Genomic DNA, 25,248 nt, shown 5'->3' with positions numbered 1-25,248 from the left:
CGTATGCTAGCAGATTCGCGTGATTCAGGCGTGAGTTTATCAATTTTGCTGCGTTAGCGAGTGAAACAGTAAAAACGGCGCCTTTCGCTAAGGCACCGTTTTTCCGTAGAGAACAAGAGCGCTATTCGCTAATCGGCAAATAACCCTGCCATTCTGGCCTGAAGCGTTCGCCCTGCTCCGTTTTTTCCAGATGGATAAAATACTCCCCCACGCTTTCTAACAGCAGGCAGTCATCAACGTCTTTCAGGTTGTCTTTGTGCTGCTGATAGCTTTCGACCAGCAGGCTGGCGAGCGCCTTCTCTTTTGCCTGCGCCGGATTTTCCGCCACGAAGAAATCAAACTCATGCAGCTCCGCCAGCGTTTTCGGACTGTAGCCGCCGGCGTTCACAAAAAAGAGTTTTTGCGTTTGCTCAACGGGTTTATCCGAAAGGCGAATGCGGTAGCCGTCGGCCCAGCACAGCTTGCCGTAACCGTCGATATGGATTTTATCTTTGTCACCAAACCAGGCTGCACGTAATGCAGGCCATGCGTCCTCTGGTTTCTCTGCGGCCACAAGCTGGACGTCATGCACTTCGATATTGGATTTTCCGGCATTGCCGCCCACATAAAAGACGTAAAGTTCCATCTGCTCTCCTTATTAATCGCTATATAAAATAATATATAACGATTGTCGTTTGAATAATTTTCTCTGTGCCTTAAAGATTGATCGCCAACAGGAAGGTGGATAAAAAAACGATTACTATGCTTGAGCTTTTCGCCCTAAGCTAAATCAGCAGCAGATGCTTAAACAGACAAGGAGCCAGAATGTTCGAAGATAATGATTATAAGCTGTATGTCATCGTGAACCGCAACGCCGACGTCAGCGTGCAAATGAATGCCGTGGGGCACCTGTGCGGCGGTATCATGCTTAAAGTCGATAAGCCTGTATTTCATGACTACCCCAACCAGGATAGCGGCTTAAGCGCCTGGATGAACCATTATCCGGTGGTGGTGCTTCAGTCTAAAAACAGTAGCCAGTTGGGGACGACGCTGGAGAAATGCAGGGAAGAAGGCGTGCTGTATAACTTTTTTACCACCACCATGCTGTCGCATTCTTCTGAGCAACAAATCAAAGACACTCGCGAAACCCCTTTCGCTGAACTCGAGTTTGTTGGCATTGCGCTTTACGGCGAAACTGAAAAACTGAAACCGCTGACCAAAAAGTTTTCCGTCTTTAAAGGTTAAACATTCCGGGTAATGATGCCTCGCGCAGTTACCCAGCCTTTACCCTTCGTCTCCGGCGTAAAAATTGATGATGTCATCCTCAAACCAGCAGCCCACTTTGTAATACATCGCACAGCCAATCAGAAAACTGGCAATAAGTATTAATGCAGTCAACAATCCTTTCACTTCGAAACGCTCTCCCATGATTCTGGCTGTGATATTGACAGGCCGGTTGAAAAAAAGTTCAGAAGCGAAACTATCCTGGCCGTAGCACAATCATCACAGACGCTTCGGGGCTTTGCGATGGCAATTCTGTCACAACGTTTTGGTTTACTAGGATTGCCAATTTTCTGAGCAGGCCAGGTGCCATTGTGTCCGATAACCACCTTCATTTCAAAAACGTCACCGGTTTCTTTTTCCGTGCCGTTCCGGCGGAGTTCCTCAGCAGCGTGCTGTCGCGCAGTCGGCCCGAGTCCCCAGGACGTTATCATCGGCCAGGACAAACAATTCTTTATATGAGTCCGGTAAGTGAGTGGGCAACGCTCGCAGTTGCCGCCCATATGCGAAAGGACGGCAAACCGCGGGTGCTTGTCCCACTGTATGTCGAAGGTGCGCGGGTGTTAGACCAGCGAGACGAATATTCCTGTCTGGCTTTAGGCATTAACCGCGATCTGTCTAATCACTGCTGGCTCAGCGCCCTGCAGCAAAATATTGAACCGCCTTCCTGGCAAAACGCTGATCAGGCGCGCGTCTCCAACGCCGATGGCATTATCGACCGCTCCCGAAGCATTCCCGACGGCTGGCATTTGAATTTATTTCGCTGGAATGCGTTGGGCGGCCCGACGGTGACTGTGTGCGGTGAACCGATTCCCGTTCCGCTGTCGGAGAGTTTGGGTTTATAGAGAATGACGCTGAGCACGCCCTATTCGCCGCCATCTATGCGCTATATTTTGCCAGTTCCGCTTCGGGCATACCGACAGCGCGAGCCACATGGCAAATCTGTTGCCAGCTATTGGTATCAATTGGAATGCCCTGTTGCTGGCGCGCCATTCGCTGAATCTCTTCCCACTCGCCGGGCACAAGGATAGGTTGTTCTCCGGGTTGCGGGGAGTTTTTTACCCAATCAATAAAACGTTGGGCCTCCTGTTGCATCTCTGGGGCATCGAAAGCCGCCGGATCTAATAGCATGCTGGTCATACAGTTAAAAATGGCCGCCTGGGACGTTTGCAATGAATGAGGATGCGTCGTTTGCCCCCCGGACACGGCTCCGCCAAGCACCTCACACATCACCGCCAGGGCATAACCTTTATGTAAACCAAATGCCAATAGTGAACCAAAAGGCGACTCGTGCATCACCCCGGGGTTGTTGGTTGGCAGACCGTGACTATCGATCAGATTCCCTTCAGCGACCGAAACGCCTTTGTTCCATGCCACGCGGGTTTTACCGTAAGCAATTCCGCTGGTGGCAAAATCCAGCAGCAGCGGCGCTTTGCCGGAACGAGGAAATACCGCACAGAACGGATTGGTCCCAAAACGGCGATCGCTGCCATTAAACGGCGCAACCATGGGGTCACCCACGACATTGACGAAATGAAACGAGATAAACCCAGCCCTGGCACACATTTCAGCCCAATGGCCAATACGGCCAATATGGTGTGAATTCCGCAGTGCAATAGCGCACATTCCCAGTTTCCGCGTGCGCTGAATCGCCAAATCCATAGCATCCGCAGCCATCACCTGCCCAAAGCCCTGCTGACCATCCACGGTCAACACTGCCCCTGCATCTTTGACCACCAGCAATGTTTTATTCTGCTGCAATAATCCCTGGTCTCTCGCTGCAATATAGCCTGGGATCATGCCCACACCATGAGAGTCGTGGCCAGCCAGATTTGCCGCCACCAGATGATCGGCAATTTTTTGCGCCTCTGCTCTATGGCTCCCGGCATATATCCACAGATTGAAGACCAGCTGATGCAATCGATCGGGGGCAATTCGAATCTCGTTCATCGCTTTCACTCCATGTTTGGTGTTCATTGCAACGGATATGTCATAACGGAATTTTTGTAGTTGATCCACTCACCTTTTTACTGACGCAGATATTTGCCTTAACGGCGCTCTCAATAATTCCATTTTGGGCTCGCGACGGTATTTTTCTTTAACAGGCTGCGAAACTCTTTCAGATACGGTTCATTACTGCGGCCGCGTTTACAAATAGCAGAAAACGGTGACTGGAAGCCAAACTCATTGGGCAGTAATACACGCAGACGGTTCTCTTTTATCCACGGCCAGGCATAATGTTCGGGGAGATAGCCAATATACTTTCCGGAGAGGATCAGCAGCAGTTGGGCGTCCACCGTTTCCACCGTCGCGCTGCCTTTACTGAATCCCCGTCGCCGTAAATCGCCCGCGTTCCAGTAGCTACGGGTGACCAACGGGCACTGGCTGATCTTGTCTTTGTCGAGTTGATGGCTAAAAAACATCGGGTTCAGATCGCTGCAATAGAGCCAGTGCTGCTCGCGATACAGCGGTTCACTGATGATATTATTGACCTGGGAATTGTAGCTGCCGATGGCAAGGTCAATATGGTTGTTGAGCACGCCGCTAATCTGTTCCGCCGGAGTACGAATAATCAGTTTGATATGTATATAGGGAAATTTATCAATAAAACTGCGTAACACCACCGGCAGCGACAGCGCGGTTTCTGTTTCCATCGAATCGAGCGCCGAGATACAAAGCGTCCCGCTATGCTCCCCCTTCAACAACGACGACTGCCGCTCCAGTTCGTGCAGTTCACCTAAAACGCGGATCGCTTGTTGTAAAAATTGCTGTCCTTTTTCCGTCAGCGAAAAACCACCCCGCCCACGCTGACACAAACTGAAACCGAGCTGCCCTTCCAGTTGTGACATCGCATTACTGATGGCCGAAACCGAAATGCCCAGTTCCTGCTGAGCGCGATTAAAACTCTCCAGCCGCGCGACCGTTTCGAAAACCTGTAACTGCCGGATATTGAGGCTACTGTCGTTTTGCATCGTCATTAGTTCACAAAAAGATGAAGTAATTATTTATAACAGACGATTTAACATCCCGTACAATTTTCACACTATCCCTCCTGTTACGTTTTGTCCGTCATCTTCAGGAGCTAAAATGGATAGCCATTTTCATCAACCGCAAAGTGGCAACGAAATGCCACGATTCGCAGGCCGTGCAACAATGATGCGCCTGCCATTTGTTGAAGATTTACAAAGTCTTGACGCTGCCTTTGTTGGCATACCGCTGGATATCGGCACCTCACAACGTTCCGGGACACGCTACGGACCGCGCTATATTCGCGCCGAATCAGTGATGATCCGCCCGTATAATATGGCCACCGGCGCCGCGCCGTTTGACTCGTTATCCGTTGCAGATATCGGCGATGTCCCGATTAACACCTACAGTTTGCTCAAATCGGTGCAGATTATTGAGGATTACTACACTGGTTTAAATCGTTATCCGCTGATCCCTCTCACCCTCGGTGGTGATCACACTATCACTCTGCCTATTCTGCGGGCATTGACCAAAAAACATGGCCCCGTGGGGCTGATACATGTTGATGCCCACACCGACACCAATGATGAAATGTTCGGTGAAAAAATTGCTCACGGCACCACGTTCCGACGCGCCGTCGAAGAAGGATTGCTGGATCTTAAGCGCGTGGTACAGATTGGCCAGCGCGCCCAGGGCTACGCTGCCGGTGATTTTCAGTGGGGCGTTGATCGGGGTTTCCGTCTGGTGCAGGCCGAACAGTGCTGGCATAAATCACTGTCCCCGTTAATGGCTGAAGTCCGCCAGCAGATGGGGGACGGGCCGGTTTACCTTAGCTTTGACATCGACAGCCTCGATCCTATCTGGGCACCCGGAACCGGTACGCCGGAGGTGGGTGGACTGACCTCGATTCAGGCCTTAGAGATTGTACGCGGCTGCCGTGGACTGAATCTGATTGGCAGCGACCTGGTGGAAGTCTCTCCTCCTTATGATGTCAGCGGCAATACCTCTCAACTGGCCGCAAACCTCCTGTACGAAATGCTCTGTGTATTACCCGGCGTAAAATACCAATAGGGGTGTTGTCATGCAGCTCAATATCTTTCGCACTCTTTGGGGGGTGACAACGCCCTGGCCACAAACCTTAAGTGAATTAAAAAGCGTCGGTTGCTGCGGGATTGAAGCACGCGTACCGTCCACCGCTGAAGAACTGCAAAACCTCGCCGGGCGTCTGTTGACCGCAGAGCTGGAGTATATCGCGATTGTGTTTAGCGGCGGTGGCGTGATTCCTGCCCAGCACGAAACCCCGGAACATCATCTGGAGCGGCTAAAAGAACGTTTCGTGGCTGCAAAAATGCTGAACCCGCGCTTTGTTAATCTGCTCGCCGGCAACGATCGCTGGCCGCTGGCTCAGCAGGTAGATTTTCTCGGCAAAGTGCATGAGATGGCCTCCGATATCGGCCTGGTTTGCAGTTTTGAAACTCACCGGGCGACATCGCTATACAGTCCATGGCTGACGCTAGACATTATCCGACAACTACCGCAGCTACGTTTCACCGCCGATATCAGCCACTGGATTGTCGTCAGTGAGCGTTTGCTGAACGACCCCTGCGACGATTTCAGCACTTTTATCGAGCGCGTCCATCATGTGCAGGCCCGCGCAGGTTATGACCAGGGGCCGCAGATCCCTCACCCTGCCGCGCCGGAATATCAGGACGCGTTAGCGTTCCAGCAAAAGTTCTGGATGAAAATCTGGCACTCACAGCGTAAGCGTGGTTACACGCAAACCACACTGACGCCGGAATTTGGCCCGGATGGCTACCTTCATCACCTGCCCTTTACCAACGTACCGGTTGCCGACTTATGGTCGCTGAATGCCTGGATGGCCCGGTATCAACAGCAGCAATTTCGCCAGTTTTTATCACTAACTGAAAAGGAAATGCAGCAATGAACAGCATAAGACACGCATTCACCGAACTCCCCACCATCGATATCAGCGATCTGACCAGTGACGATTTGGCTAAGCGCCAGGCCGTTGCCGATGCGATAGGCAAATCATCGCGTGAAGTCGGGTTTTTCTACGTCACTGGCCACGGTATCTCACCAGAGCTGATTGCCGGGATCCGTGCTGCGGCGAAACAGGTCTTCGCCATGTCGATGGAAGAAAAAATGGCCTACTACATCGGCCATTCAAAAAGCCATAAAGGTTATGTCCCGGAAGGGGAAGAGATCTACGGCTCCGGCAAACCAGACCATAAAGAAGCCTTTGATATCGGTTTCCAGGCGGCTGACGATCACCCGTTTGTTGTCGCCGGCACGCCGCTTATCGGCACTAACGAGTGGCCAGCGTTACCGGAGTTTAAATCCCGGATCCTCGCCTACTATGAAGCGGTCTTTGCCCTTGGCCACCGTCTGTTTGACGCTTTTGCCCTCGCGCTTGGCTTACCAGAGGGGTATTTCAAGGCGATGGTCACCTGCCCGCCCGCGAAACTCCGGCTGATCCACTACCCCTTCGATGCAAGTGCCGAAGACTTTCCAGGCATTGGCGCACACACCGATTATGAATGCTTCACGCTGCTGCTGGCCGATCAACCAGGGCTTGAAGTGCTTAATGAGGACAGCGTGTGGATAGATGCCCCGCCGGTGAAAAACGCGGCCGGGGAAGAAGCCTTCGTGATCAATATCGGCGACATGCTGGAAGTGCTAAGCGCAGGCACCTTTATTGCCACTGCCCATCGTGTGCGCAAGGTGCCACAGGAACGCTACTCCTTCCCGCTGTTTTTCGCCTGCGACTACCACACCCTTATTCGCCCGCTGCCGAACTTTTTGGCTGCCGGTGAAGCCAGTGAATACCAGGAGTTGAGTATCGGCGAGCATATGTGGAGCCAGGCGTTACAAACCTATCGCTACCTGCGCGAAAAAGTGGCCAAAGGCGAACTCCAGTTACCGGAGAGAGCGAGGGGCACCAACACCTTTGGTCATTTGAAAAAACAAGCCCAACAAAAACCCACAATAATACATGAGGATAAATGATGAATAGCGCCTTAAAAAAAGTCTCGTCCCGCGTGGCGTTAGCGCTTATCGCCAGCGCGTGTTTTTCCCCTTTGGCCCAGTCGGCGGAACTGCTGACCGACGGTGTATTTAAGGTTGGGATGGAGGTCACTTACCCACCGTTTGAATCCTATGACAGCAATAACAATATCGTCGGTTTTGATCCGGAATTTTCAGCCCTGATAGCCGGGCAGTTAAAAGCCAAACCACAGTTGATCGACACCAAATTCACCAGTTTGATCCTGGGGATAGGCAAGAAGTATGACGCGGTCATCTCCGGTATGTACGTCACTCCGGAACGCCAGAAACAGGCCGACGCGATTCCGTATGCCCTCTCCGGGGCGTCGATTATCGCCCTGAAAGATGGCCCGGTGCAGCCGAAAACGGAAGATGAACTCTGCGGCCTGAAAGTCGGGCTACAACAAGGCACGTCGTGGGTGGACAGCCTGAAGAAACACTCGGATGAATACTGTACGCCGAACGGGAAACCGGCCATCACTATTCTGGAGTTCCCAACAGCACCGGAAGCGTCACAAGCCCTGCTGTCGCAGAACACTAACGCGCAGCTTGAAATCGCCCCTGCTGCGCAAATTCTCGTGGATAAAAGCCGTGGCCGTTTAGCGATTAGCTCCACGCGTCTGGTCTATCCGATGCCACTGGGGATTTACGTTGCAAAAGGAAATACCCAACTGGTTGATGCCATTAAATCCGCGTTGGTGACGTTAAAAGCCAACGGGAAATATGCAGACATTATTAAGAAATACAACTTAGAAAGTATCGATTAAGACAATCAATTATTGAGCAACAGGAGTCGATATGGCGTTCGATTGGGGATATTTTTTTTCGTTATTTAGCATTGGGGCATTCTGGCAGGCGTGTGTGACGGTTATTTTTGTCAGCTCATTATCCTGGTCGATTGGTCTGGTATTAGGTTTTCTTTTAGCCTGCGCAAAGCTCTCAGCCCAGCGCTGGATTAAGATCCCCGTCGAACTCTATATTTGGTTTTTCCGCAGTGTGCCCTTAATGGTACTGCTGGTGTTCGTCTACAACTTGCCGCAGCTGTTCCCGGTCACGCAGCCGCTTCTTGGAGTGCCGTTTATCGCCGGGCTGGTATCGCTGACCGTCACGGAAGCCGCCTATATGGCAGAAATTCATCGCGGTGGTTTAATTTCCGTGGCTAAAGGGCAAAGCGAGGCAGGCCACGCATTAAGTTTTAGTTTCACCGGGATCCAACGCTTAATTATTATTCCGCAGTCGTTTCGCATTGCTCTGCCGACGCTAATTAATGAATACATCACCGTGATTAAATTGAGTTCGATTTTGTCGGTAGTGTCACTGCCCGAATTACTGCTGACCGGCCAGCGTTTATATGCCCAGAATTTCCTTGTCATGGAAACACTGCTTGCGGTGGCCGTTTATTACGTCATGGTGGTGACGGTATTTACCTGGCTGTTTAAAGCGCTGGAAAACCGGCTGGATATTCAGCGCAAACGCCCACAAACACTGAGCGATGCCGAATGCCTGACTCTACGCCAAAGCCTGCCCACATTGTCGGAAGCAAAAGAATCGGTTTCTACCCGCGGCACGCCTCCAGCCCTTGATTTGCGCGATCTCCGCAAGTCCTGGGGGCAACATCAGGTGCTGAAAGGCATCAATATGAAGGTCGAGAGTGGTGAGGTAATAAGCATTATCGGCCCATCCGGCTCGGGAAAAACCACGCTTATCCGTACTATTAACGCGCTGGAAAACATCGATGCAGGAGAGATCATTCTCTACGGTGAAGACTACCTGAAAGGTAACGCCATTATCGATAAACACCGGCTACGCGCGGGCGTACGCAGAATCGGTATGGTCTTCCAGAGCTTTAATTTGTTCCCGCATCGTACAGTGCTCGACAACGTGATGCTTGCTCCGCTGTACCACAAACTGCTCGACCCGCACGCCGCCCGCGCGCAAGCGCTTGGGCTACTCGATCGCGTAGGGCTTCTGGCGCACGCCAATAAATACCCGAACCAGCTCTCCGGCGGGCAGCAACAACGTGTCGCCATCGCCAGAGCACTGGCTCTGAAACCGGACATCATGCTGTTTGATGAGCCCACCTCTGCGCTGGATCCTGAGCTTGTCGGCGAAGTGCTAAAGGTGATTCAGTCTCTTGCCCGGGAAGGCATGACGATGTTGATCGTCACGCATGAAATGGACTTCGCGTTATCCATTTCCGACAGAATTGTCATTATGGAACATGGCGTGATTCAGGGCGACGTCTCCCCGCAGGTTATCCGCGGCACGGAGCAGTCTCCTTCTCTTAACCGCATCCGTGAATTTATGGGAGTCTAGTCATGGTTACAGAACAACACCTGCGTCAGCAACTGGCTGCGGCCTACCGTCTGGCGGCAATGTTCGGCTGGGAAGATACCCTTTACACTCACTTCTCCGTCCGCCTGCCCGGTGACGGTACGCCGCGCTTTTTAATTAATCCCTTTGGTATGATGTTTGATGAAGTCACGGCCAGTAACCTGATCGTTGTGGATATGCAAGGCAGGGTCGTGGAAGGCAATGCTCCGGCCAATTCCGCAGGCTTTACCATCCACAGTGCGGTGCATATGGCACGGGAAGACGCCCACTGCGTAATGCACACGCACACTTTGCCCGGCATGGCCGTCGCCGCCTGTCATGATGGCCTGCTGCAGCTTAATCAAATCAGTACCGAGTTTTACCGGCGCGTTGGCTACCACCCTTATGAAGGTGTGGCGTTTGATCTCGATGAACGGGAGCGTATTCAACATTCGCTGGGTAACCACATTGCCCTGATCCTGCAAAGCCACGGCTTGTTATCGGTGGGCCGTACCGTCGCAGATGCGTTTTACATCATGTATTACCTTAACCGCGCCTGTGAAATCCAGATGGCCGCCTCACAGCTGGCACCTCTCAGCCCGATCCACACCATCGCCCCACACCTCAGTCAACATGCCTGCGAACAGTTAATGGGCGTCGAAGAGGAACGGCAACTGGTCTGGCAGGCGTGGCTGCGTCGTCTTGATCGCATTGATACCTCGTACAAAGGTTAACGTTATGCCTGATATAACAATTGTTGTGGATTGCAGCGATGCGGATTTCGCCCATGAGATTTGTGTTGCTCTGCGGCAGTTTCCTGATGTAGATGCGGTATTGCCTGACAATCAGGCCGCCGCTGAAGCAAGCTATGCCTGTTGTTGGTATCCGCACCCGCAGCTGTTGACTCGCTCGCCAAAACTGAGGTTAATTCAGGCCGCTTCGGCTGGCGTTGACCACCTTCCCTCCCCGGTGTTCACCAGCGAGATCCCACTCTGCCGGGTAGTGGATGACAGTTTTCGTCACGGTATGTTCGAGTACGCGCTATGGGGCATATTATGGTTCCAGCGCTATTTCGATCGCGCTGTAGCTCATCAGCGCTTGCAGATATGGAAATGCCACCCGCAGCGTACCGCCGCCGATTACCACATCGGTATCATGGGGCTGGGGGAAATCGGGGGATACATTGCCAGTCAACTGGTGGCGCTGGGTTACCGGGTATCTGGCTGGTCGCGCAATGAAAAACAGCTAAGAGGCGTTGATGGCTATCACGGGCAGCATCAGCTTGAGCCTTTTCTGAACTCGCTTGATGTGTTGGTCAATGTTCTGCCGCTCACTGAACAAACGTGCGGTATCCTGGCGGAGCCGCTGTTCAATCAACTCCCGAGGGGAGCCGCGGTGATCAACTGTGGCAGAGGTGAACATATGGTCAGTGGCGACCTGCTATCCGCCCTCAACAGCGGTCATCTTTCTGGCGCCGTGCTCGATGTATTTCCGCAAGAACCGCTGCCGCAGGGCGACCTATTGTGGACGCACCCGCAGGTGGTGATCACCCCACATATGGCCTCCTCAGCCTCTGTCGATATTATCGCTAGCCAGTTACTTGAAAATATTCAGCGCCAGAACCAGGGATTACCGCTGCACAGAGCAGTCAATAAGCAGACGGGGTATTAGCTTCATCAACATCCTAAAGATCAGCAAACCCACGCCTGCGGCAGATCGGCATAGCGCGTGGTATAGCGCGGCGACAGCATTTCGCGCTTCATCGCCCACCGCTGCTGTATGCCCTGCCCGGCAAAATAGAGCGTGCCTTTGCCCTGCTTTTGATTCAGGAAGTCCAGCACGGTCATCAACTTTTCGCCGTTAGGGCGTGGAACATTGCTGTCGAACAAATCGAATTGCGCCACACCCTGACTAAAGAAATCGCCCAGCATGACGCCCGCTTTCTGGTAACGGTGCCCCGCCTGCCAGATAGCATCCAGGCTTTGCATCGCGGCCTGAATAATATCCCGGCTGTCCTGCGTGGGAATGAGCAGCGAAACGGACGAACAGTTACCGTAATAAGGTTCGTTCACGGCAAACGGGCTGCTCTTCACAAAAGCAGAGATCACCCGGCAATATTGATGCTCAGCCCGCAGCTTTTCCGCCGCCCGGCTGGCATAACTGCCGATCGCCTGGCGCATATCCTCATACTCGGTAATGCGTTCCCCGAACGAACGGCTGCAGATGATTTCCTGTTTGGCGGCAGAGAACTCATCCATTTCAAGGCATGACTCGCCGCGCAATTCGCGCACCGTTCTTTCCAGCACCACGCTGAAATGCCGTCGAATAAAACGGATATCCGCGTCGGCAAGCTGTAAAACCGTTTTGATACCCATGGCATCGAGCTTTTTCGACAGTCGCCGCCCCACGCCCCAGACTTCACCCACGGGCAGCTGTGCCATAAGCCAGCGCTGGTGCTTCGGGCGGGATAAATCAACCACACCACCGGTTCGCTCCTGCCACGTTTTTGCCGCAAGATTTGCCAGTTTAGCCAGCGTTTTTGTTGGTGCGATGCCCACGCCCACCGTCAGGCGGGTGCGCTGGCGAATGGTTGCACGGATCGTCTGGCCAAAGGCCTTCAGGTTGTAGCAATTACTCACGCCCGTTAAGTCACAAAATGCTTCGTCAATGGAGTAAATCTCGACCCTCGGCAGCAGCTCTTCAAGCACGCCCATCACCCGCTCGCTCATGTCGGCATACAGCTCGTAGTTGCTGCTAAACGTCAGCACGCCGTGCCGCCTGAGAGCCTCTTTCTGTTTAAAGAAAGGCTCCCCCATTTTGACAAAGGATCGGGCTTCCGCAGAGCGGGCGATGACGCAGCCATCGTTATTGGATAAGACCACCACCGGCTTTCCGGCTAAATCCGGGCGGAATGCCGTTTCGCAGGAGGCGTAGAAGCTGTTGACGTCCACCAGCGCAAACATGCTTAGCCCGCCGCTTTGATGATAAAAGTGACGATACCGAAAATATCGAGTTCGGCTTCATCGGTGACGGGAATCGGTGCCCAGGCGCTATTCATCGGCAGTAGCATCACCGTGGGGCGAAGCTGCAGGCGCTTCACGGTGAACGCCCCGTCAATCGCCGCAATGACTATATCGCCCTGTGACGCCGTTCTTGAGCTGTCCACAATCAGCAAGTCCCCTTCGCCAATTCCCCCTTCCACCATCGAATCCCCCGCCGCCTTTACGAAATAGGTCGCGCCGGGATTGCGCACCAGCAGTTTATTGAGATCGATACGTTGCTCAACATAGTCCTGAGCCGGTGACGGAAACCCGCACTGCACCAGGTCAGAAAAGAGAGGAAAGGAAGCGTCAGGGCAACAGGCCGCAGGTTTTAGAAGGTTCATGATACCGCCAATAAAAATACTGTTTATATATACAGTATCAGGTAAAAAAGACACTTCAAGTAAGAAAACACGTACTTTTGCTAAGCCCTTCGTTTTGCGAACGAAAAAATTCGAGCACGCTGGCAGAAACCACAAAAGCCTTCAGGTGTAATGAGCATGAGCATAATGATATGGTCAGTTGCAAGCCCGGTACCCAACAAAAGGACGCGTGATGACACAGCCAGTGATTCAGGATTTGCTTAGCCAGCTCGAAACCCCGGAAGATGCCGCGGCGCTAAGCTGGGTGGAAAAACAAAATAAACGCACCACGGACAGGTTCGCCACGGGAGAGCGTTTCCAGCAAATGCGGGGCGCGATCCTGCAGTCGCTGGACGATAAAACCAATATTCCCTGGGGGAGCCATTACCGCAACGCGGTGTATAACTTCTGGCAGGATGACGAACACCCTCGCGGTATATGGCGCCGGACTTCTGAAAGCTCTTACTTTACCGCGACACCAGAATGGGAAACGGTGCTGGATGTCGATCGTCTGAATGAAGAGGAAGGCGCAAACTGGAGCTATCATGGCGCCGATCTCCTCCACCCGGACTATTCCCGGGCGCTGATCTTTTTATCCAGCGGCGGCGATGCCTGTGAAATTCGTGAATTCGATCTGGTAAATAAAGCGTTTATCCCCGAGGGCTTCTTCCTGCCGGAAAGCAAAAGTTCGGTCAGTTGGCTGAATGAAAACACGCTGCTGCTGGCGCTCGATGCAGGAGAGGACACGCTCACGACGTCCGGCTATCCACGCAGTGTCTATCGCTGGACTCGGGGTACATCACCGCAAGATACACCGCCTATCTACGCCGGTGAAGCGACGGACATGGCCGTTTCAGCCTGGCATGATGACACCCCCGGTTTTGAGCGGGATCTGGTGCACTGCAGCAAAGACTTTTACCATGGCCAAACCTGGCTTTTGACCGACCAGAACACCCTGACGCTTATCGCTATTCCTGAAGATGCCTCCTGCGGATTTTTCAAAGACTGGCTGCTGGTTACGCTCACCTCCGACTGGCCAATCGCGGAGACTGTCTGGCCCGCCGGTGCTCTACTGGCGATTGATTTGGCTGATTTTCAGCGGGGCGAGCGCAATTTCATTGCACTCTTCACGCCCAACTCGCGCACGACGCTGCAAGGCTACAGTTCAACCCGCGACTACCTTCTGCTTAACCTGAGCCAGGACGCCGTTGAGAAGGTCGAATTTATAAAAATCGATAACGGCCAGCGGCACTGCATAAAAACGCTTGAGCTGCCTGATTTCACCAACGTTTCCGCCGGCGGTATCGACGATGAAAGTAACCGCTACCGGCTGGTCAGCCACGGATTTCTGCAGCCACACAGCCTCAGCTATGGCGATCTGGACAATGACACGCTCAGCCTCGTGAAACAGGATCCGACCTGCTTTGACGCCGGAGAGTTTAGCGTGACCCAGCACTTTGCCCTTTCGCTGGACGGAACCCGCGTCCCCTACTTCCAGGTGGCCGCCAAAGCGCTGGCGCTGTCCGGTGAGAATCCGACGCTGCTGTATGGTTACGGTGGATTTGAAGTTTCTTTAACACCTCATTACCTGGACTCAAAAGGCGTGACATGGCTGCAAAACGGCGGGGTTTACGTCGTCGCGAATATTCGGGGCGGCGGTGAATATGGCCCCGGCTGGCACCAGGCTGCGCTCAAACAGCATCGTCATCGCGCCTGGGAAGATTTTACCGCTGTGGCAAGCGACCTGGCGGCGCGGAAAGTCACCTGTGCCGCAAAACTTGCCGCGCAGGGCGGGAGCAACGGCGGCCTGCTGATTGGCAATATGCTCACCGATTACCCGGAGTTATTTGGCGCGCTGGTGTGTGAAGTCCCGCTGCTGGATATGCTGAACTATCACCGCTGGCTCGCGGGGGCATCCTGGATTGCCGAGTATGGCGACCCGGACATTGCCGAAGAGCGGGAGTGGCTGCGGCGTTATTCTCCTTTCGACAAAGTGTCCGCTGACGTAGATTATCCACCCACGCTGTTCACCACCGGCACCCAGGATGACAGGGTTAGTCCGGCTCATGCCCGCCGAATGGCGGCACGGATGCAGCAGCAAGGGCACGAGAACGTCTGGCTGTATGAGGAAACGGACGCCGGCCACGGCAGCGCGCCGGAAAATAGCCAGACCGCGGCCCATCAGGCCATGATAGAAGAGTTTCTCTGGCAGATGCTGACCGGGAAATAACTGCGGGCGGTGCGTCACAGGCGCACCGCCTCATCATTAGCGTACCTAATGCAACAGCATATTTTTTAATTTTTATTTATCGCTCAAACGCTATTTAATTCGTCCTCAATCAATGAAAAGGAGACCGATAAATGGCTGGCGAGAATAACCTGGCAATACTGCTGAGCAATGCTGCCCCGGAGCTTAACCCAGGGAAATATGTTTTTTGCACTTTACCCGCGCCTTCAGCGGAATTAAAAGATGCCGCGATTGTGACCGTCCGGGAGGTTGAAGGCGTCACGCTGGTTTTGCCGCAGGATCTGGCGGATAAACATGCCGTTAACTACGATTACGTCGCCAGCTGGATCACCCTGAAGATTCATTCATCCCTCGCCGCCGTGGGCCTTACCGCCGCATTTTCACGCGCGCTGGCGAAAAAAGGCATCAGCTGTAACGTGGTGGCTGGGTATTATCACGACCATATTTTCGTGGCGCATACAGATACCGAATCAGCCATGTCGGCCTTGTCATCTTTGGCATCCGAGGCATAAGCGGAGAAATAAGCAGGGGAAGCTTTTGCCTCCCCTGATAACAGCGCTATCAGCTGCGGATAAATTTCAGGATGTCCGCATTGATGGTATCGGCATGCGTGGTATGCATCCCGTGCGGATAGCCGGGGTAGATGTGCAGCGTGCTGTTGCTGAGCAGTTTATCCTGCAGAATAGCCGCATTTTTGTACGGTACAACCTGGTCGTCATCACCCTGCAGAACCAGCACCGGTACGGTGATGGCTTTCAGATCGTCGGTCTGGTCAGTTTCTGAAAACGCTTTGATCCCCTCATAGTGCGCTTTCGCGCTGCCGGCCATGCCCTGCCGCCACCAGTTCCGAATACTTCCTTCAGAAACCTCAGCGCCCTGGCGGTTAAAGCCATAGAACGGGCCAGAGGCAACATCAAGGTAAAACTGCGCGCGGTTTGCCGCCAGCGCCTTACGGAAGCCGTCAAACACCTCAAGCGGCGTCCCGCCCGGATTACTCGCCGTTTTCACCATTAATGGTGGAACGGCACTGACTAAAACAGCTTTCGCAACGCGCCCCTGAGGCTGGCCGTATTGGGCGACATAGCGGGCTACCTGTCCGCCGCCGGTTGAGTGGCCAACGTGCACGGCATTTTTCAGATCCAGATGTTCCACCACCGCCGAGGCATCCGCCGCATAATGATCCATATCGTGCCCGTCGCTGACCTGGTCAGACCGGCCATGTCCGCGTCTGTCGAACGCGATAACCCGGAAGCCCTCGCCTAAGAAAAACAGCATCTGGTTATCCCAGTCATCGGCGCTGAGCGGCCAACCGTGATGAAAAACAATCGGTTGAGCCGTTTTCGGCCCCCAGTCTTTATAAAAGATATTGACGCCATCTTTCGTCTTTACGAATGTCATAAACCTCACTCCTTGCTGCTATGAATTACGTTTAACCTGATAAAGCATAGCCGATAGACGTGGTATGACCGTAAATCCTGCTGGCATTCGCCGCCGCAATCCGTACCATACACGCCAGCATGACACGCTGCGCGTGTTGGATTCAGAGCCCGAGACTTTCATGACCACTCAAAAAGAACAGTACAACCTGAACAAGTTACAGAAACGCCTGCGTCGCAACGTGGGTGAAGCGATTGCCGATTACAACATGATTGAAGACGGCGACCGCATTATGGTTTGCCTTTCCGGCGGCAAAGACAGCTACACCATGCTGGAAATTCTGCTTAACCTGCAGAAAAGCGCGCCAATCAGCTTTAGCCTCGTGGCGGTAAACCTCGACCAGAAACAACCGGGGTTCCCTGAGCATGTGCTGCCGGCCTATCTGGAAAGCATCGGCGTTGAATACAAGATTGTGGAAGAGAACACCTACGGCATCGTGAAAGAGAAGATCCCGGAAGGCAAAACCACCTGCTCTCTGTGTTCCCGCCTGCGCCGCGGCATTCTTTACCGCACCGCCACTGAGCTGGGCTGTACCAAAATCGCGCTGGGCCACCACCGCGACGATATTCTGCAAACGCTGTTCCTGAATATGTTCTACGGCGGCAAGATGAAGGGCATGCCACCAAAGCTGATGAGCGACGACGGCAAACATATTGTTATCCGCCCGCTGGCCTACTGCCGCGAGAAAGACATTGAGCGTTTTGCCATCGCCCGCGAATATCCAATTATTCCGTGCAACCTGTGTGGCTCGCAGCCAAACCTGCAGCGTCAGGTAATTGCCGACATGCTGCGCGACTGGGATAAACGCTACCCGGGCCGCATTGAGACGATGTTTAGCGCGATGCAGAACGTGGTGCCATCGCATCTCTGTGATACCGAGCTGTTTGACTTCGCGGGTATTACCCACGGGTCAGAAGTGGTGAACGGCGGCGACCTGGCGTTCGATCGCGAAGAAATTCCTATGCAGCCCGTTGGCTGGCAGCCGGAAGAAGACAACGCTGATGCCCCGCTGCAGCGTCTGGATATCCTGGAAATTAAATAATCTTCATTCCCTCTCCGCCCGGAGAGGGAAAGCTTCAATGATGTGTTGGTGGGTCGATTATCGGCCTTGGATCTGGGTCGGTCGGCGGATCGGGTATCGGCTGTGGTCTGGGGATCGGGTCTGGTACCGGCACGGGTTCGGTGGGGAAAGCCGGGTCGCTCATCATCAGGCTGTTGCGATACAGCATCGTCATCTCCTGCGTGGGTGAATCGCCCTTTAAAGCATAGTCCACAAATTGCAGGCAAAAAAAAGCCGACTTTGAAAGCCGGCATGGTATGAATCAATTGTGCTATGCAGTAATTCTAAAAAAGGAAGTAAGACAATATGGAGCGCAACGCCCATCGCTTGACGTTGCATTCACCTGCGGGAGAGAGTTTGCCGCGGCAAGGCTTTCGGTTTCTTGATTTTGCTCAATAACGGCGCCGTTTTTGCCCACAAACTCGTTCAAAACCTCGCAACTTTACAGCCATTTACTGCGATGTAACCACCAGGCAACACCGCCTATCATAACCACCAACATTATGCAGAACAGCGCGAAGCCGAAGGCCCAGCCGCCGCCGGGAATACCGCCAAGGTTAACGCCAAACAGCCCGGTTAAAAACGTGCTGGGTAAAAATACCATCGCCATCAGCGACATGGTGTAGGTTCTGCGGTTTAAAGATTCCTGCATAACCTGGGAGATTTCATCGGTCATCACGCCGGTGCGGGCGATGCAGGCGTCGATTTCGTCCAGCCCCCTGCCCAGTCTGTCGGCAATGTCCTGCATGCGACGACGCTGATCGTCGTTCATCCAGCTTAGCCGCTCGCTGGCGAGCCGCGCGTAAACGTCACGCTGCGGCGACATATAGCGACGCATGACAATCAGCTGTTTACGCAACAGCGCTAAAGCCCCGCGAGGCGGCACCTGCTGGTCGAGCAGATTGTCTTCGAGATCGATGATTTTATCGTGCATTTGCTCAATAAATTCGCTGGCATGGTCGGTAAGCGCATCGCAGGCATCCACCAGCCAGCTGCCGCAGTCGGTGGGGCCTGTGCCTTCATTCAGATCGTTCACCACATCATCCAGAGCAAGCACCTGCCGCCTGCGGGTAGAGACAATCAGCCGTTCATCGATGTAAAGCCGCACGGCCACCAGTTGGTCCGGGCGTTCATCGGTGTTGCCGTTAATACAACGCAACGTGATTAGCGTGCCGTCACCTACGCGAGAAACGCGGGGGCGCATGCTTTCACCGGCTAACGCCTCCCTGACATAGTTCGGCAACAGCGGCGTGTTGGCCAGCCAGTCAGCGCTGTCAGCGTTGGTGTAATTCAGGTGTAGCCAGCAGGGATGCTCGCTGTCGATAATTTCATTGCTGTCGAGGGGCCTCACGCCGCCCTTGCCGTCCAGTTGCCAGGCAAATACCGCGTCCGGCACGTGCAGCTCGCTGCCTTTAATTACATCCACTGCGCAATCCTCAAGCTGAGTCAGTTCTTTCTGTCAGTCTAGCCATCTCTGATACGAAGGCAACCGCTGGTTGGCGTGAAACAGTCTGAATTCGCTGGAGAAATCGCTTAATCATTAGACAACCCAACGTCAGGGACTAAAGTTAAGCACATAGCGATATCGGCTCAGAGGGATAAGGATCAGCATGTTATCAGAGCGACGTAAGCCCACCTCGGATCTGGAATTACGCCTGGCCATGATGCGCCAGCGTTCCGTCACCATTAGCACCTGTTGGTTTCTCTGGCTCAACCTGCTGTTCTCTGCGTTTATATTCGGGCGAGATATCTTCACGCCGCTGCGTGAATCTACAGCAACCGTTCGTTTTCAGCATCTGCTCGACGGCACCATGATAGTGATATCCGTGCTTTGCGCGGCCACGCTTTGCTTATTGTCAACATGGTCGACAATAAGCAAAGCGAGCCGCTGCGAGTGTTTACTCACCGAGTGATAGCGCTGCTCAGCCCCTGCTGGGTATTGGGCTTTTTTATTTTGCTGTCGGAGCATGATGTCAGAACGGTGTTTCCTTTTACCTCGCTGCTGATTTTTTCCGCGCTGATTTCGCTCTATTCCGACACACGGGCGCTCTATGCCTTCGTGATTCCGATCTGGCTGGTGGCGTTTGCCGGGAATTTTTTCTACCCAACGGGTGACGTTATATTCCTTAGCCTTATTTTCCTGCTTGTCGCCGCTGTTTTTGAATCGGGCCGGCGTATTTTGCACGGCTGGTGCCGGCTGGCCATGCAGCGGGAGCTGGAAAACAACGCGCTGATTCATCAGTTAAAATCGCTGGCAAACAGAGATCCGCTGACCGGCATCGCTAACCGCCGCAGCTTTCAGTTGTTGCTGGATAAAAGCGTGCAGCGCGGCCAGCAGATGAATACTTCGCTGTCGCTTATCATGGTAGACGTGGATCATTTTAAAAATTACAACGACCGCTATGGTCATCTGGCCGGCGACGAATGCCTGATTCGCGTCGCACAGATTCTGGAGGCATCTGTCCGCCACCACCGGGATCTCGTGGCTCGTTTCGGTGGCGAAGAGTTTATTATTCTGCTGCCGGGCGCCAGCAGCGAAGAGGCCGTGTTGGTTGCGCAACGCATCCAGCGTAACCTGGCCCAGGCCGCGCTTGAACACGCGCTTCGCCCGTGAATCCAGCGGTAACGGTGAGTCTGGGAATAGCCGGCTGGTCAAAAGAAATCAGCACATCCCGGTTGATTGCAGAGGCAGATGCCGCGCTGTATTCGGCTAAAGCTCAGGGGCGAAACCGCTGGCACCGCTACGGCGTGGAAAACAGCGCCCGAGTCGATGAGCCTGTCGAGGGATAAAAAAAACCGGGCAATGGCCCGGTTCTTACTAACGTAACTGGCTGTCTTTCGAGCCACGTCGGTTATAGCCTGAGAACGTGGCCCGGTGCGCATCTTCCGCCTGTTGGCAGCTAATACACAACCGCACGCCCTGAATCGCTTTGCGCCGTGCTTCCGGAATGCGTTCGCCGCATTCTTCACAGTACTCAAGGCTTTCGCCCTTCGGTAGCTCGCTGCGCGCTCTGGCCACGGCGTCGTCCACGGTACTGTCGATTTGCTCCTGAACGGCGCCGTCATTGGCCCAACCTGATGCCATCTCGTCACCTCCGCAATCGCTATGCCTGAGGTGACTATAATAACACTTTTTCTGACTAAATTTTAGCCGCGCTTAGTGTTTGATAATATACATCGTGCGGCTGTAGGCCACGTCTTCCGGGTTGTTGATCGGGTAGCCCTTCAGCCACGGTTTGATCAGGCGGCCGTTGGTGTACTGGTAGATTGGCGCGATGGGTGCTTTTTCCTGAATGATTTTTTCGGCGGCATTGTAATCCGCATTCCGCGCTTTGTCGGTGGTTTCCTGCGCTGCCTGAGACAGCAGCTTGTCGTATTCCGGGGAATTGAAGCGTGAAATATTGCCGCTGTGAGTGGAAGTTAGCAGCGACAGGAAAGTAGAAGGTTCATTGTAATCCCCTACCCATGACGCACGAATGACGTCGAAATTGCCGGTGTTGCGGCTGTCGATGTAGGTTTTCCACTCCTGATTTTGCAGCTTCACGTCAACGCCCAGATTTTTCTTCCACATTGACGCGACGGCAATCGCAATCTTCTGGTGGTTTTCGGAAGTGTTGTACAGCAGCGTCAATTTCAGCGGTTTGGCATCGCCATAGCCGGCGGCACGCAGCAGCATTTTCGCCTGGGCGTTCAGCTCCTGCTGGCTCATGTCTTCAAACAGAGAGCGGTTCGGCTTAAAGCCCGCGGTAACGTCAGGCGTAAAGCGCCAGGCCGGTTTCTCTCCCGTGCCCAATACTTTCTCGGCCATCAGACGGCGGTCGATGGTCATACTCAGGGCGAGGCGAACGCGAGCATCTGCCGTCGGCCCTTTTTGCGTGTTAAACGCATAGTAATAAGTGCCAAGCTGCGGCGGCGTATAAACCTGCCCCGGAATGTCTTTCAGCAGTTTCTGGTAGAGGTTTTTCGGGAAAGACTCTGTGATGTCGATATCACCCGCCAGGTAACGCTTGGTTGCCGCAGACTCCTGGTTGATAGGGATAAAGGTCACTTTGGTCAGCACCGTTTTCCCGTTGTCCCAGTAGTTTTTATTCGGCACCACAACCAGCTTCTCGTTCACCACGCGGTCCTGCAGCGTAAATGCGCCGTTGCCCACAAGATTGCCGGGTTTCGTCCACTCATTACCTAATTTTTCGACGACCGCTTTAGGCGTGGGGTAGAAGGCAAAGTTTGCTGCCAGGCTTGGGAAGAACGGCACAGGTTTATCAAGCTGAACGCGCAGCGTTTTAGCATCCACCGCCGTTACGCCGAGCTGATCGGCTGGTATTTTCCCGTCGATAATCGCCTGGGCATTGGTGATACCCGCCAGCGCGGCAAACCAGGCAAAGGAAGAGGTATTTTTAGGGTCAACCAGGCGCTGCCAGCTGTAAACAAAATCCTGGGCGGTGACAGGCGTTCCATCGGACCAGCGGGCGTTGTCGCGGAGCGTAAACGTCCAGATGCGGTTATCGTTGCTTTGCCATTTGGTGGCAACACCCGGCACCAGCTCACCCTTTTCGTTTTGGTTAACCAGGCCTTCAAATAAATCGCGAATAACCTGAATTTCCGGCAGACCAACCGCTTTAATTGGGTCCAGACTCGCGGGTTCATCTTTAATATGTCTGACTAACTCCTGACTGCTCGCCAGCTTCGTTCCCGCAGGAACATCCGCCGCCCAGGCGCTTTGCAGCATGGCGGCCACGGCCAACGCACAACAGCTAAAACTGAGGCTTTTTTTCATCGCTTTCCTTCCGTGTTTTTGCATTCAGGAGATTTGTGTAAGTTACTGTAGCGTAATTTATTCTTTTGATTCCAGGAAAAAGCTCACATCTGCGGATTAAGGTGAGTTTTCCCTAAAACATTGCTATTAATGACGTTAATAGCCGCTTTATTCAGTGAGAGGAATATCATGCCCACGACCCGCCCTCGCCCCCAGCGCGGCCATCTGCCGCCGGGCTGTGAACGCTACGGCAAATCGGTATTAGGTGCGCCGCTGCTCTATTTCCCCGCGACTCAAACAGAAGAACGCGGTGGGCTTATCATTGCCGGTACTCACGGGGATGAAAACGCCGCAATGGTGGCGCTTTCCTGTGCCTTGAGAACGATTGAGCCGCAGTTCAGGCGGCACCACGTGGTGCTGGCGGTGAACCCGGACGGCTGCCAGCTTGGCCTGCGCGCCAATGCGCACGGCGTCGACCTGAACCGCAACTTCCCGGCGGCCAACTGGAAAGCTGGCGATACCGTCTACCGCTGGAACAGCAGTGCGGACAAGCGTGACGTGGTGCTTTCTACCGGGCAAACGCCGGGTTCCGAGCCGGAAACCACCGCGTTGTGCCAGCTTATTCACCAGTTGCAGCCCGCCTGGGTAGTCTCTTTTCACGATCCGCTGGGCTGTATTGAAGATCCGCACAGCTCCGCACTGGGGCACTGGCTGGCGGAAGCCTTTGCGCTGCCGCTGGTGACCAGCGTTGGCTACGAAACGCCGGGGTCATTCGGCAGTTGGTGTGCCGATTTAGGTCTGCCGTGCATTACGGCTGAGTTCCCGCCGATATCAGCCGATGAGGCCAGCGAGCGCTATCTGCGGGCGATGACTGACCTTTTGCACTGGCACAGGTAAGTATTAGGGATACAGTTTGCCCGTTTCAAAATGCAGCGATGGCTCCACATCAACGGCAAGCCAGGTGGGGCCGTCGAGGTCGGCAAAGCGCACCTTAGCCGCCAGCGGTAAAGCGGCGGCAATGGCGCGGGATGTGCAGAGCATACAGCCAAGCATGACATCAAACCCCTGTTCCCGCGCGGCCTGAGCCAGCAATAATGCCTCTGTTAACCCCCCGGTTTTATCGAGCTTAACGTTCACCATCTCATAGCGCCCGGCAAGCGCCGGCAGACTGCTGCGGGTGTGGCAACTTTCGTCGGCGCAAATTGGCAGCGGGTGAATAAAATTCGCCAGCGCATCATCATCCCCTGCCGGTAGCGGCTGTTCCAGCATCGCCACGTTGAGATCGGCCAGCAACTGGCAGCGGGCGGCCAGGCCATCGCTGCGCCAGGACTCGTTGGCATCCACAATCAAAATGGCTTCCGGCACCGCCGCCCGGATGGCCACCATCCGTTCGGTGATAAGGCGATCGTCCAGTTTTACCTTGAGCAAACGCGCCCCCTTCTGCCAAAGCAACGCCGCTGAGGCAGCCATTTGTTCCGGGGCGGCGATCGTCACGGTTTGCGCCGTGGTCACCATTTCTGGCAATTCGACCGCGTTCAGGGCTGATATCGTGGTGTGTTTCTGGCGGGCTTCCAGGTCCCAAAGTGCGCTGTCAATGGCATTGCGCGCCGCCCCAGCCGGAAGAGCCTGCTGTAGTTCAGCACGCGTCATACCGCGCTCAACCTGTGAAAGTACCGTGGTGATTTGGGCCAGCACCGAAGCATCGCTTTCGCCATAGCGCGGGTATGGCGTGCATTCACCGACGCCTTTTATGCCGTCTTCTTCAATTTCCACCACCACCACAACCGCCTCGCTGCGGGTTCCGCGCGAGATCACAAATGGCGTATGGAGCGGCCAGGCTTCCTGGTAAACTTTCACTGTTCTCATTCTCAGTCTCCCTTGGGGTTATCGCCTGAGTATAGCGAGCCCACGCTTTTGCATGTACTTTCAGTTTTTTATGTTCATCACGGATTTCCTGGAATACACTGTTCCCGGCGTTAATTTTATGTAAAAGGAAGATTAAACATGTCACAAACCGTTCATTTCCAGGGCAACCCGGTCAAGGTTGCAGGTCAGATCCCACAGACTGGCAGCAAAGCCGCCGCCTTCTCTCTGGTCGCGAAAGATCTTTCTGACGTTGCGCTGAGCCAGTTTGCCGGCAAACGTAAAGTGCTGAATATTTTCCCAAGCATCGATACCGGCGTGTGTGCCGCGTCCGTGCGCAAATTCAACCAGCTGGCTACCGAGCTGGATAACACCGTTGTACTGTGTATTTCTGCCGACCTGCCGTTCGCTCAGTCCCGTTTCTGCGGCGCTGAAGGCCTGAACAACGTTGTCACCCTGTCCACCCTGCGTAACCCTGAGTTCCAGCAGACTTACGGCGTCAGCATTGCCGAAGGCGCGCTGAAAGGCCTGACCGCACGTGCGGTCGTGGTTATCAATGAGAACGATGAAGTGATCTTCAGCGAGCTGGTGAATGAAATCACCACCGAGCCGGATTACGCTGCGGCACTGGAAGTGCTGAAGGCTTAAGCCTCAGGTCTGTATGAAAAGAAAACCCCGGCATGCCGGGGTTTTCAGACTGCTGACTAACCCCACTGTTTTTCGGTGGGGTTCTGTTTTTGAGCGACCGCAGGTCGCGATCGCGATATTTTTTCTCTTCACCTGGCCAGCGTTTTCAGCCACAGCCTCCGGGCCACATATCCCCTCATGAAGGCCGTCACCATGCTAAAAAGCCAGCAAAGATGCGCCAGCAGCGCCAT

27 protein-coding genes are annotated in these 25,248 nt (G+C 54.0%); 17 read left to right on the top strand and 10 right to left on the bottom strand.

Features of this window, described 5'->3' with window-relative positions; all coding sequences use genetic code 11:
* Positions 1-121: 121 nt before the first annotated feature.
* The gene (locus B9Y90_RS07455) at positions 122-625 is read right to left on the bottom strand and encodes a DUF1543 domain-containing protein (protein ID WP_085540804.1); all 504 of its coding nucleotides are present in this window, start codon (positions 623-625) and stop codon (positions 122-124) included.
* Positions 626-804: 179 nt separating this feature from the next.
* Here B9Y90_RS07455 and B9Y90_RS07450 point away from each other — a divergent pair, with 179 nt between their 5' ends.
* Together B9Y90_RS07450 and B9Y90_RS07445 are read left to right on the top strand one after the other, a co-directional pair.
* Entirely contained in the window at positions 805-1,224 is a 420-nt protein-coding gene (locus tag B9Y90_RS07450; protein ID WP_085540803.1) for a DUF2000 family protein, read from the top strand.
* 350 nt (positions 1,225-1,574) lie between these two features.
* Positions 1,575-2,105 carry an RES family NAD+ phosphorylase gene (locus tag B9Y90_RS07445; protein WP_085540802.1) on the top strand — a complete coding sequence of 177 codons (531 nt, stop codon included), beginning with the start codon at positions 1,575-1,577 and terminating at the stop codon, positions 2,103-2,105.
* A gap of 34 nt (positions 2,106-2,139) precedes the next feature.
* Here the strand turns inward: B9Y90_RS07445 and B9Y90_RS07440 are convergent, their stop codons facing one another.
* Both B9Y90_RS07440 and B9Y90_RS07435 read right to left on the bottom strand, forming a co-directional pair.
* Positions 2,140-3,210, bottom strand: a complete 1,071-nt coding sequence (locus B9Y90_RS07440; protein WP_139827362.1) for a malate/lactate/ureidoglycolate dehydrogenase — start codon at positions 3,208-3,210, stop codon at positions 2,140-2,142.
* A 110-nt stretch (positions 3,211-3,320) separates the two neighbouring features.
* Positions 3,321-4,232 carry a LysR family transcriptional regulator gene (locus tag B9Y90_RS07435; RefSeq protein WP_039293936.1) on the bottom strand — a complete coding sequence of 304 codons (912 nt, stop codon included), beginning with the start codon at positions 4,230-4,232 and terminating at the stop codon, positions 3,321-3,323.
* 115 nt (positions 4,233-4,347) lie between these two features.
* Between B9Y90_RS07435 and speB the strand changes: the two genes are divergently transcribed.
* From speB to B9Y90_RS07400, 7 genes are read left to right on the top strand one after another with little or no spacing between them, the layout of a single operon-like run.
* Positions 4,348-5,298, top strand: coding sequence for an agmatinase (gene speB / locus B9Y90_RS07430; protein ID WP_039293939.1), 951 nt, complete (start codon positions 4,348-4,350; stop codon positions 5,296-5,298).
* Positions 5,299-5,308: 10 nt separating this feature from the next.
* The gene (locus B9Y90_RS07425) at positions 5,309-6,172 is read left to right on the top strand and encodes a TIM barrel protein (RefSeq protein ID WP_085540800.1); all 864 of its coding nucleotides are present in this window, start codon (positions 5,309-5,311) and stop codon (positions 6,170-6,172) included.
* Positions 6,169-7,254: an isopenicillin N synthase family dioxygenase gene (locus B9Y90_RS07420; RefSeq protein ID WP_085540799.1), complete on the top strand. Its 1,086-nt coding sequence runs from the start codon at positions 6,169-6,171 to the stop codon at positions 7,252-7,254. Before B9Y90_RS07425 ends, B9Y90_RS07420 begins: the two co-directional genes overlap by 4 nt.
* Positions 7,254-8,057 carry an ABC transporter substrate-binding protein gene (locus B9Y90_RS07415; protein WP_085540798.1) on the top strand — a complete coding sequence of 268 codons (804 nt, stop codon included), beginning with the start codon at positions 7,254-7,256 and terminating at the stop codon, positions 8,055-8,057. The genes B9Y90_RS07420 and B9Y90_RS07415 overlap by 1 nt, the downstream gene beginning before the upstream one ends.
* 31 nt (positions 8,058-8,088) lie before the next feature.
* A complete protein-coding gene (locus B9Y90_RS07410) occupies positions 8,089-9,606 on the top strand; it encodes an amino acid ABC transporter permease/ATP-binding protein (protein WP_085540797.1) in 1,518 nt (505 codons plus the stop codon).
* A 2-nt stretch (positions 9,607-9,608) separates the two neighbouring features.
* Positions 9,609-10,337 carry a class II aldolase/adducin family protein gene (locus B9Y90_RS07405; protein ID WP_039293951.1) on the top strand — a complete coding sequence of 243 codons (729 nt, stop codon included), beginning with the start codon at positions 9,609-9,611 and terminating at the stop codon, positions 10,335-10,337.
* 4 nt (positions 10,338-10,341) lie between these two features.
* Positions 10,342-11,274 (top strand): 2-hydroxyacid dehydrogenase, encoded by a 933-nt coding sequence (locus B9Y90_RS07400; RefSeq protein WP_085540796.1) that lies wholly within the window; start codon positions 10,342-10,344, stop codon positions 11,272-11,274.
* 20 nt (positions 11,275-11,294) lie between these two features.
* Here B9Y90_RS07400 and umuC read toward each other — a convergent pair whose 3' ends face one another.
* Together umuC and umuD are read right to left on the bottom strand one after the other, a co-directional pair.
* Positions 11,295-12,566 (bottom strand): translesion error-prone DNA polymerase V subunit UmuC, encoded by a 1,272-nt coding sequence (umuC, locus tag B9Y90_RS07395; protein WP_085540795.1) that lies wholly within the window; start codon positions 12,564-12,566, stop codon positions 11,295-11,297.
* A gap of 2 nt (positions 12,567-12,568) precedes the next feature.
* Positions 12,569-12,988, bottom strand: a complete 420-nt coding sequence (gene umuD / locus B9Y90_RS07390) for a translesion error-prone DNA polymerase V autoproteolytic subunit (RefSeq protein WP_085540932.1) — start codon at positions 12,986-12,988, stop codon at positions 12,569-12,571.
* Positions 12,989-13,199: 211 nt separating this feature from the next.
* On the opposite strand from umuD, the gene B9Y90_RS07385 reads away from it, so the two are divergent.
* Positions 13,200-15,236, top strand: a complete 2,037-nt coding sequence (locus B9Y90_RS07385; RefSeq protein WP_085540794.1) for a prolyl oligopeptidase family serine peptidase — start codon at positions 13,200-13,202, stop codon at positions 15,234-15,236.
* Positions 15,237-15,367: 131 nt separating this feature from the next.
* Complete coding sequence (locus B9Y90_RS07380; protein ID WP_039293961.1) at positions 15,368-15,766, top strand: ACT domain-containing protein; 399 nt, start codon at positions 15,368-15,370, stop codon at positions 15,764-15,766.
* A gap of 49 nt (positions 15,767-15,815) precedes the next feature.
* Here the strand turns inward: B9Y90_RS07380 and B9Y90_RS07375 are convergent, their stop codons facing one another.
* On the bottom strand, positions 15,816-16,652 hold the full coding sequence (locus B9Y90_RS07375; protein WP_085540793.1) for an alpha/beta fold hydrolase: 837 nt from the start codon (positions 16,650-16,652) through the stop codon (positions 15,816-15,818).
* Positions 16,653-16,812: 160 nt separating this feature from the next.
* On the opposite strand from B9Y90_RS07375, the gene ttcA reads away from it, so the two are divergent.
* The gene (gene ttcA / locus B9Y90_RS07370; protein ID WP_085540931.1) at positions 16,813-17,733 is read left to right on the top strand and encodes a tRNA 2-thiocytidine(32) synthetase TtcA; all 921 of its coding nucleotides are present in this window, start codon (positions 16,813-16,815) and stop codon (positions 17,731-17,733) included.
* 460 nt (positions 17,734-18,193) lie between these two features.
* Here the strand turns inward: ttcA and zntB are convergent, their stop codons facing one another.
* On the bottom strand, positions 18,194-19,177 hold the full coding sequence (gene zntB, locus B9Y90_RS07360; protein ID WP_085540792.1) for a zinc transporter ZntB: 984 nt from the start codon (positions 19,175-19,177) through the stop codon (positions 18,194-18,196).
* A 184-nt stretch (positions 19,178-19,361) separates the two neighbouring features.
* Here zntB and B9Y90_RS26380 point away from each other — a divergent pair, with 184 nt between their 5' ends.
* Genes B9Y90_RS26380 through B9Y90_RS07350 form a run of 3 tightly spaced genes read left to right on the top strand, consistent with a single transcriptional unit; the run spans position 19,362 to position 20,541 of the window.
* The gene (locus tag B9Y90_RS26380; RefSeq protein WP_139827361.1) at positions 19,362-19,664 is read left to right on the top strand and encodes a hypothetical protein; all 303 of its coding nucleotides are present in this window, start codon (positions 19,362-19,364) and stop codon (positions 19,662-19,664) included.
* Positions 19,646-20,365 (top strand): GGDEF domain-containing protein, encoded by a 720-nt coding sequence (locus tag B9Y90_RS07355; protein WP_176227851.1) that lies wholly within the window; start codon positions 19,646-19,648, stop codon positions 20,363-20,365. Before B9Y90_RS26380 ends, B9Y90_RS07355 begins: the two co-directional genes overlap by 19 nt.
* Positions 20,362-20,541 carry a GGDEF domain-containing protein gene (locus B9Y90_RS07350; protein ID WP_085540790.1) on the top strand — a complete coding sequence of 60 codons (180 nt, stop codon included), beginning with the start codon at positions 20,362-20,364 and terminating at the stop codon, positions 20,539-20,541. The genes B9Y90_RS07355 and B9Y90_RS07350 overlap by 4 nt, the downstream gene beginning before the upstream one ends.
* 28 nt (positions 20,542-20,569) lie before the next feature.
* Here the strand turns inward: B9Y90_RS07350 and B9Y90_RS07345 are convergent, their stop codons facing one another.
* Together B9Y90_RS07345 and B9Y90_RS07340 are read right to left on the bottom strand one after the other, a co-directional pair.
* Positions 20,570-20,836 carry a DksA/TraR family C4-type zinc finger protein gene (locus B9Y90_RS07345; protein WP_039293969.1) on the bottom strand — a complete coding sequence of 89 codons (267 nt, stop codon included), beginning with the start codon at positions 20,834-20,836 and terminating at the stop codon, positions 20,570-20,572.
* Between the two features lie 72 nt (positions 20,837-20,908).
* Positions 20,909-22,528, bottom strand: a complete 1,620-nt coding sequence (locus B9Y90_RS07340) for a peptide ABC transporter substrate-binding protein (RefSeq protein ID WP_085540789.1) — start codon at positions 22,526-22,528, stop codon at positions 20,909-20,911.
* 168 nt (positions 22,529-22,696) lie between these two features.
* Here B9Y90_RS07340 and mpaA point away from each other — a divergent pair, with 168 nt between their 5' ends.
* Positions 22,697-23,404 (top strand): murein tripeptide amidase MpaA, encoded by a 708-nt coding sequence (mpaA, locus tag B9Y90_RS07335; RefSeq protein ID WP_085540788.1) that lies wholly within the window; start codon positions 22,697-22,699, stop codon positions 23,402-23,404.
* Positions 23,405-23,407: 3 nt separating this feature from the next.
* Here mpaA and ycjG read toward each other — a convergent pair whose 3' ends face one another.
* Positions 23,408-24,373 carry an L-Ala-D/L-Glu epimerase gene (ycjG, locus tag B9Y90_RS07330; protein ID WP_085540787.1) on the bottom strand — a complete coding sequence of 322 codons (966 nt, stop codon included), beginning with the start codon at positions 24,371-24,373 and terminating at the stop codon, positions 23,408-23,410.
* Positions 24,374-24,511: 138 nt separating this feature from the next.
* Between ycjG and tpx the strand changes: the two genes are divergently transcribed.
* Positions 24,512-25,018 carry a thiol peroxidase gene (gene tpx, locus B9Y90_RS07325; protein ID WP_039303554.1) on the top strand — a complete coding sequence of 169 codons (507 nt, stop codon included), beginning with the start codon at positions 24,512-24,514 and terminating at the stop codon, positions 25,016-25,018.
* The last annotated feature ends 230 nt before the right edge of the window (positions 25,019-25,248 follow it).

It is taken from the genome of Cedecea sp. NFIX57 (assembly GCF_900177785.1).
In the GTDB taxonomy this organism is placed as follows: Bacteria; Pseudomonadota; Gammaproteobacteria; order Enterobacterales; family Enterobacteriaceae; genus Cedecea; species Cedecea neteri_C.
Note: the sequence above shows the minus strand (reverse complement) of the source record. Positions and strands in the feature narration are given on the sequence as shown.

Excerpts from the sequence above, each read along its gene's own strand:
- B9Y90_RS07455 (WP_085540804.1), bottom strand. The coding sequence starts at position 625 with ATGGAACTTTACGTCTTTTATGTGGGCGGCAATGCCGGAAAATCCAAT.
- B9Y90_RS07450 (WP_085540803.1), top strand. The coding sequence starts at position 805 with ATGTTCGAAGATAATGATTATAAGCTGTATGTCATCGTGAACCGCAAC.
- B9Y90_RS07440 (WP_139827362.1), bottom strand. The coding sequence starts at position 3,210 with ATGAACGAGATTCGAATTGCCCCCGATCGATTGCATCAGCTGGTCTTC.
- B9Y90_RS07435 (WP_039293936.1), bottom strand. The coding sequence starts at position 4,232 with ATGCAAAACGACAGTAGCCTCAATATCCGGCAGTTACAGGTTTTCGAA.
- speB (WP_039293939.1), top strand. The coding sequence starts at position 4,348 with ATGGATAGCCATTTTCATCAACCGCAAAGTGGCAACGAAATGCCACGA.
- B9Y90_RS07425 (WP_085540800.1), top strand. The coding sequence starts at position 5,309 with ATGCAGCTCAATATCTTTCGCACTCTTTGGGGGGTGACAACGCCCTGG.
- B9Y90_RS07420 (WP_085540799.1), top strand. The coding sequence starts at position 6,169 with ATGAACAGCATAAGACACGCATTCACCGAACTCCCCACCATCGATATC.
- B9Y90_RS07415 (WP_085540798.1), top strand. The coding sequence starts at position 7,254 with ATGAATAGCGCCTTAAAAAAAGTCTCGTCCCGCGTGGCGTTAGCGCTT.
- B9Y90_RS07410 (WP_085540797.1), top strand. The coding sequence starts at position 8,089 with ATGGCGTTCGATTGGGGATATTTTTTTTCGTTATTTAGCATTGGGGCA.
- B9Y90_RS07405 (WP_039293951.1), top strand. The coding sequence starts at position 9,609 with ATGGTTACAGAACAACACCTGCGTCAGCAACTGGCTGCGGCCTACCGT.
- B9Y90_RS07400 (WP_085540796.1), top strand. The coding sequence starts at position 10,342 with ATGCCTGATATAACAATTGTTGTGGATTGCAGCGATGCGGATTTCGCC.
- umuC (WP_085540795.1), bottom strand. The coding sequence starts at position 12,566 with ATGTTTGCGCTGGTGGACGTCAACAGCTTCTACGCCTCCTGCGAAACG.
- umuD (WP_085540932.1), bottom strand. The coding sequence starts at position 12,988 with ATGAACCTTCTAAAACCTGCGGCCTGTTGCCCTGACGCTTCCTTTCCT.
- B9Y90_RS07385 (WP_085540794.1), top strand. The coding sequence starts at position 13,200 with ATGACACAGCCAGTGATTCAGGATTTGCTTAGCCAGCTCGAAACCCCG.
- B9Y90_RS07380 (WP_039293961.1), top strand. The coding sequence starts at position 15,368 with ATGGCTGGCGAGAATAACCTGGCAATACTGCTGAGCAATGCTGCCCCG.
- B9Y90_RS07375 (WP_085540793.1), bottom strand. The coding sequence starts at position 16,652 with ATGACATTCGTAAAGACGAAAGATGGCGTCAATATCTTTTATAAAGAC.
- ttcA (WP_085540931.1), top strand. The coding sequence starts at position 16,813 with ATGACCACTCAAAAAGAACAGTACAACCTGAACAAGTTACAGAAACGC.
- B9Y90_RS26380 (WP_139827361.1), top strand. The coding sequence starts at position 19,362 with ATGTTATCAGAGCGACGTAAGCCCACCTCGGATCTGGAATTACGCCTG.
- B9Y90_RS07345 (WP_039293969.1), bottom strand. The coding sequence starts at position 20,836 with ATGGCATCAGGTTGGGCCAATGACGGCGCCGTTCAGGAGCAAATCGAC.
- B9Y90_RS07340 (WP_085540789.1), bottom strand. The coding sequence starts at position 22,528 with ATGAAAAAAAGCCTCAGTTTTAGCTGTTGTGCGTTGGCCGTGGCCGCC.
- mpaA (WP_085540788.1), top strand. The coding sequence starts at position 22,697 with ATGCCCACGACCCGCCCTCGCCCCCAGCGCGGCCATCTGCCGCCGGGC.
- ycjG (WP_085540787.1), bottom strand. The coding sequence starts at position 24,373 with ATGAGAACAGTGAAAGTTTACCAGGAAGCCTGGCCGCTCCATACGCCA.
- tpx (WP_039303554.1), top strand. The coding sequence starts at position 24,512 with ATGTCACAAACCGTTCATTTCCAGGGCAACCCGGTCAAGGTTGCAGGT.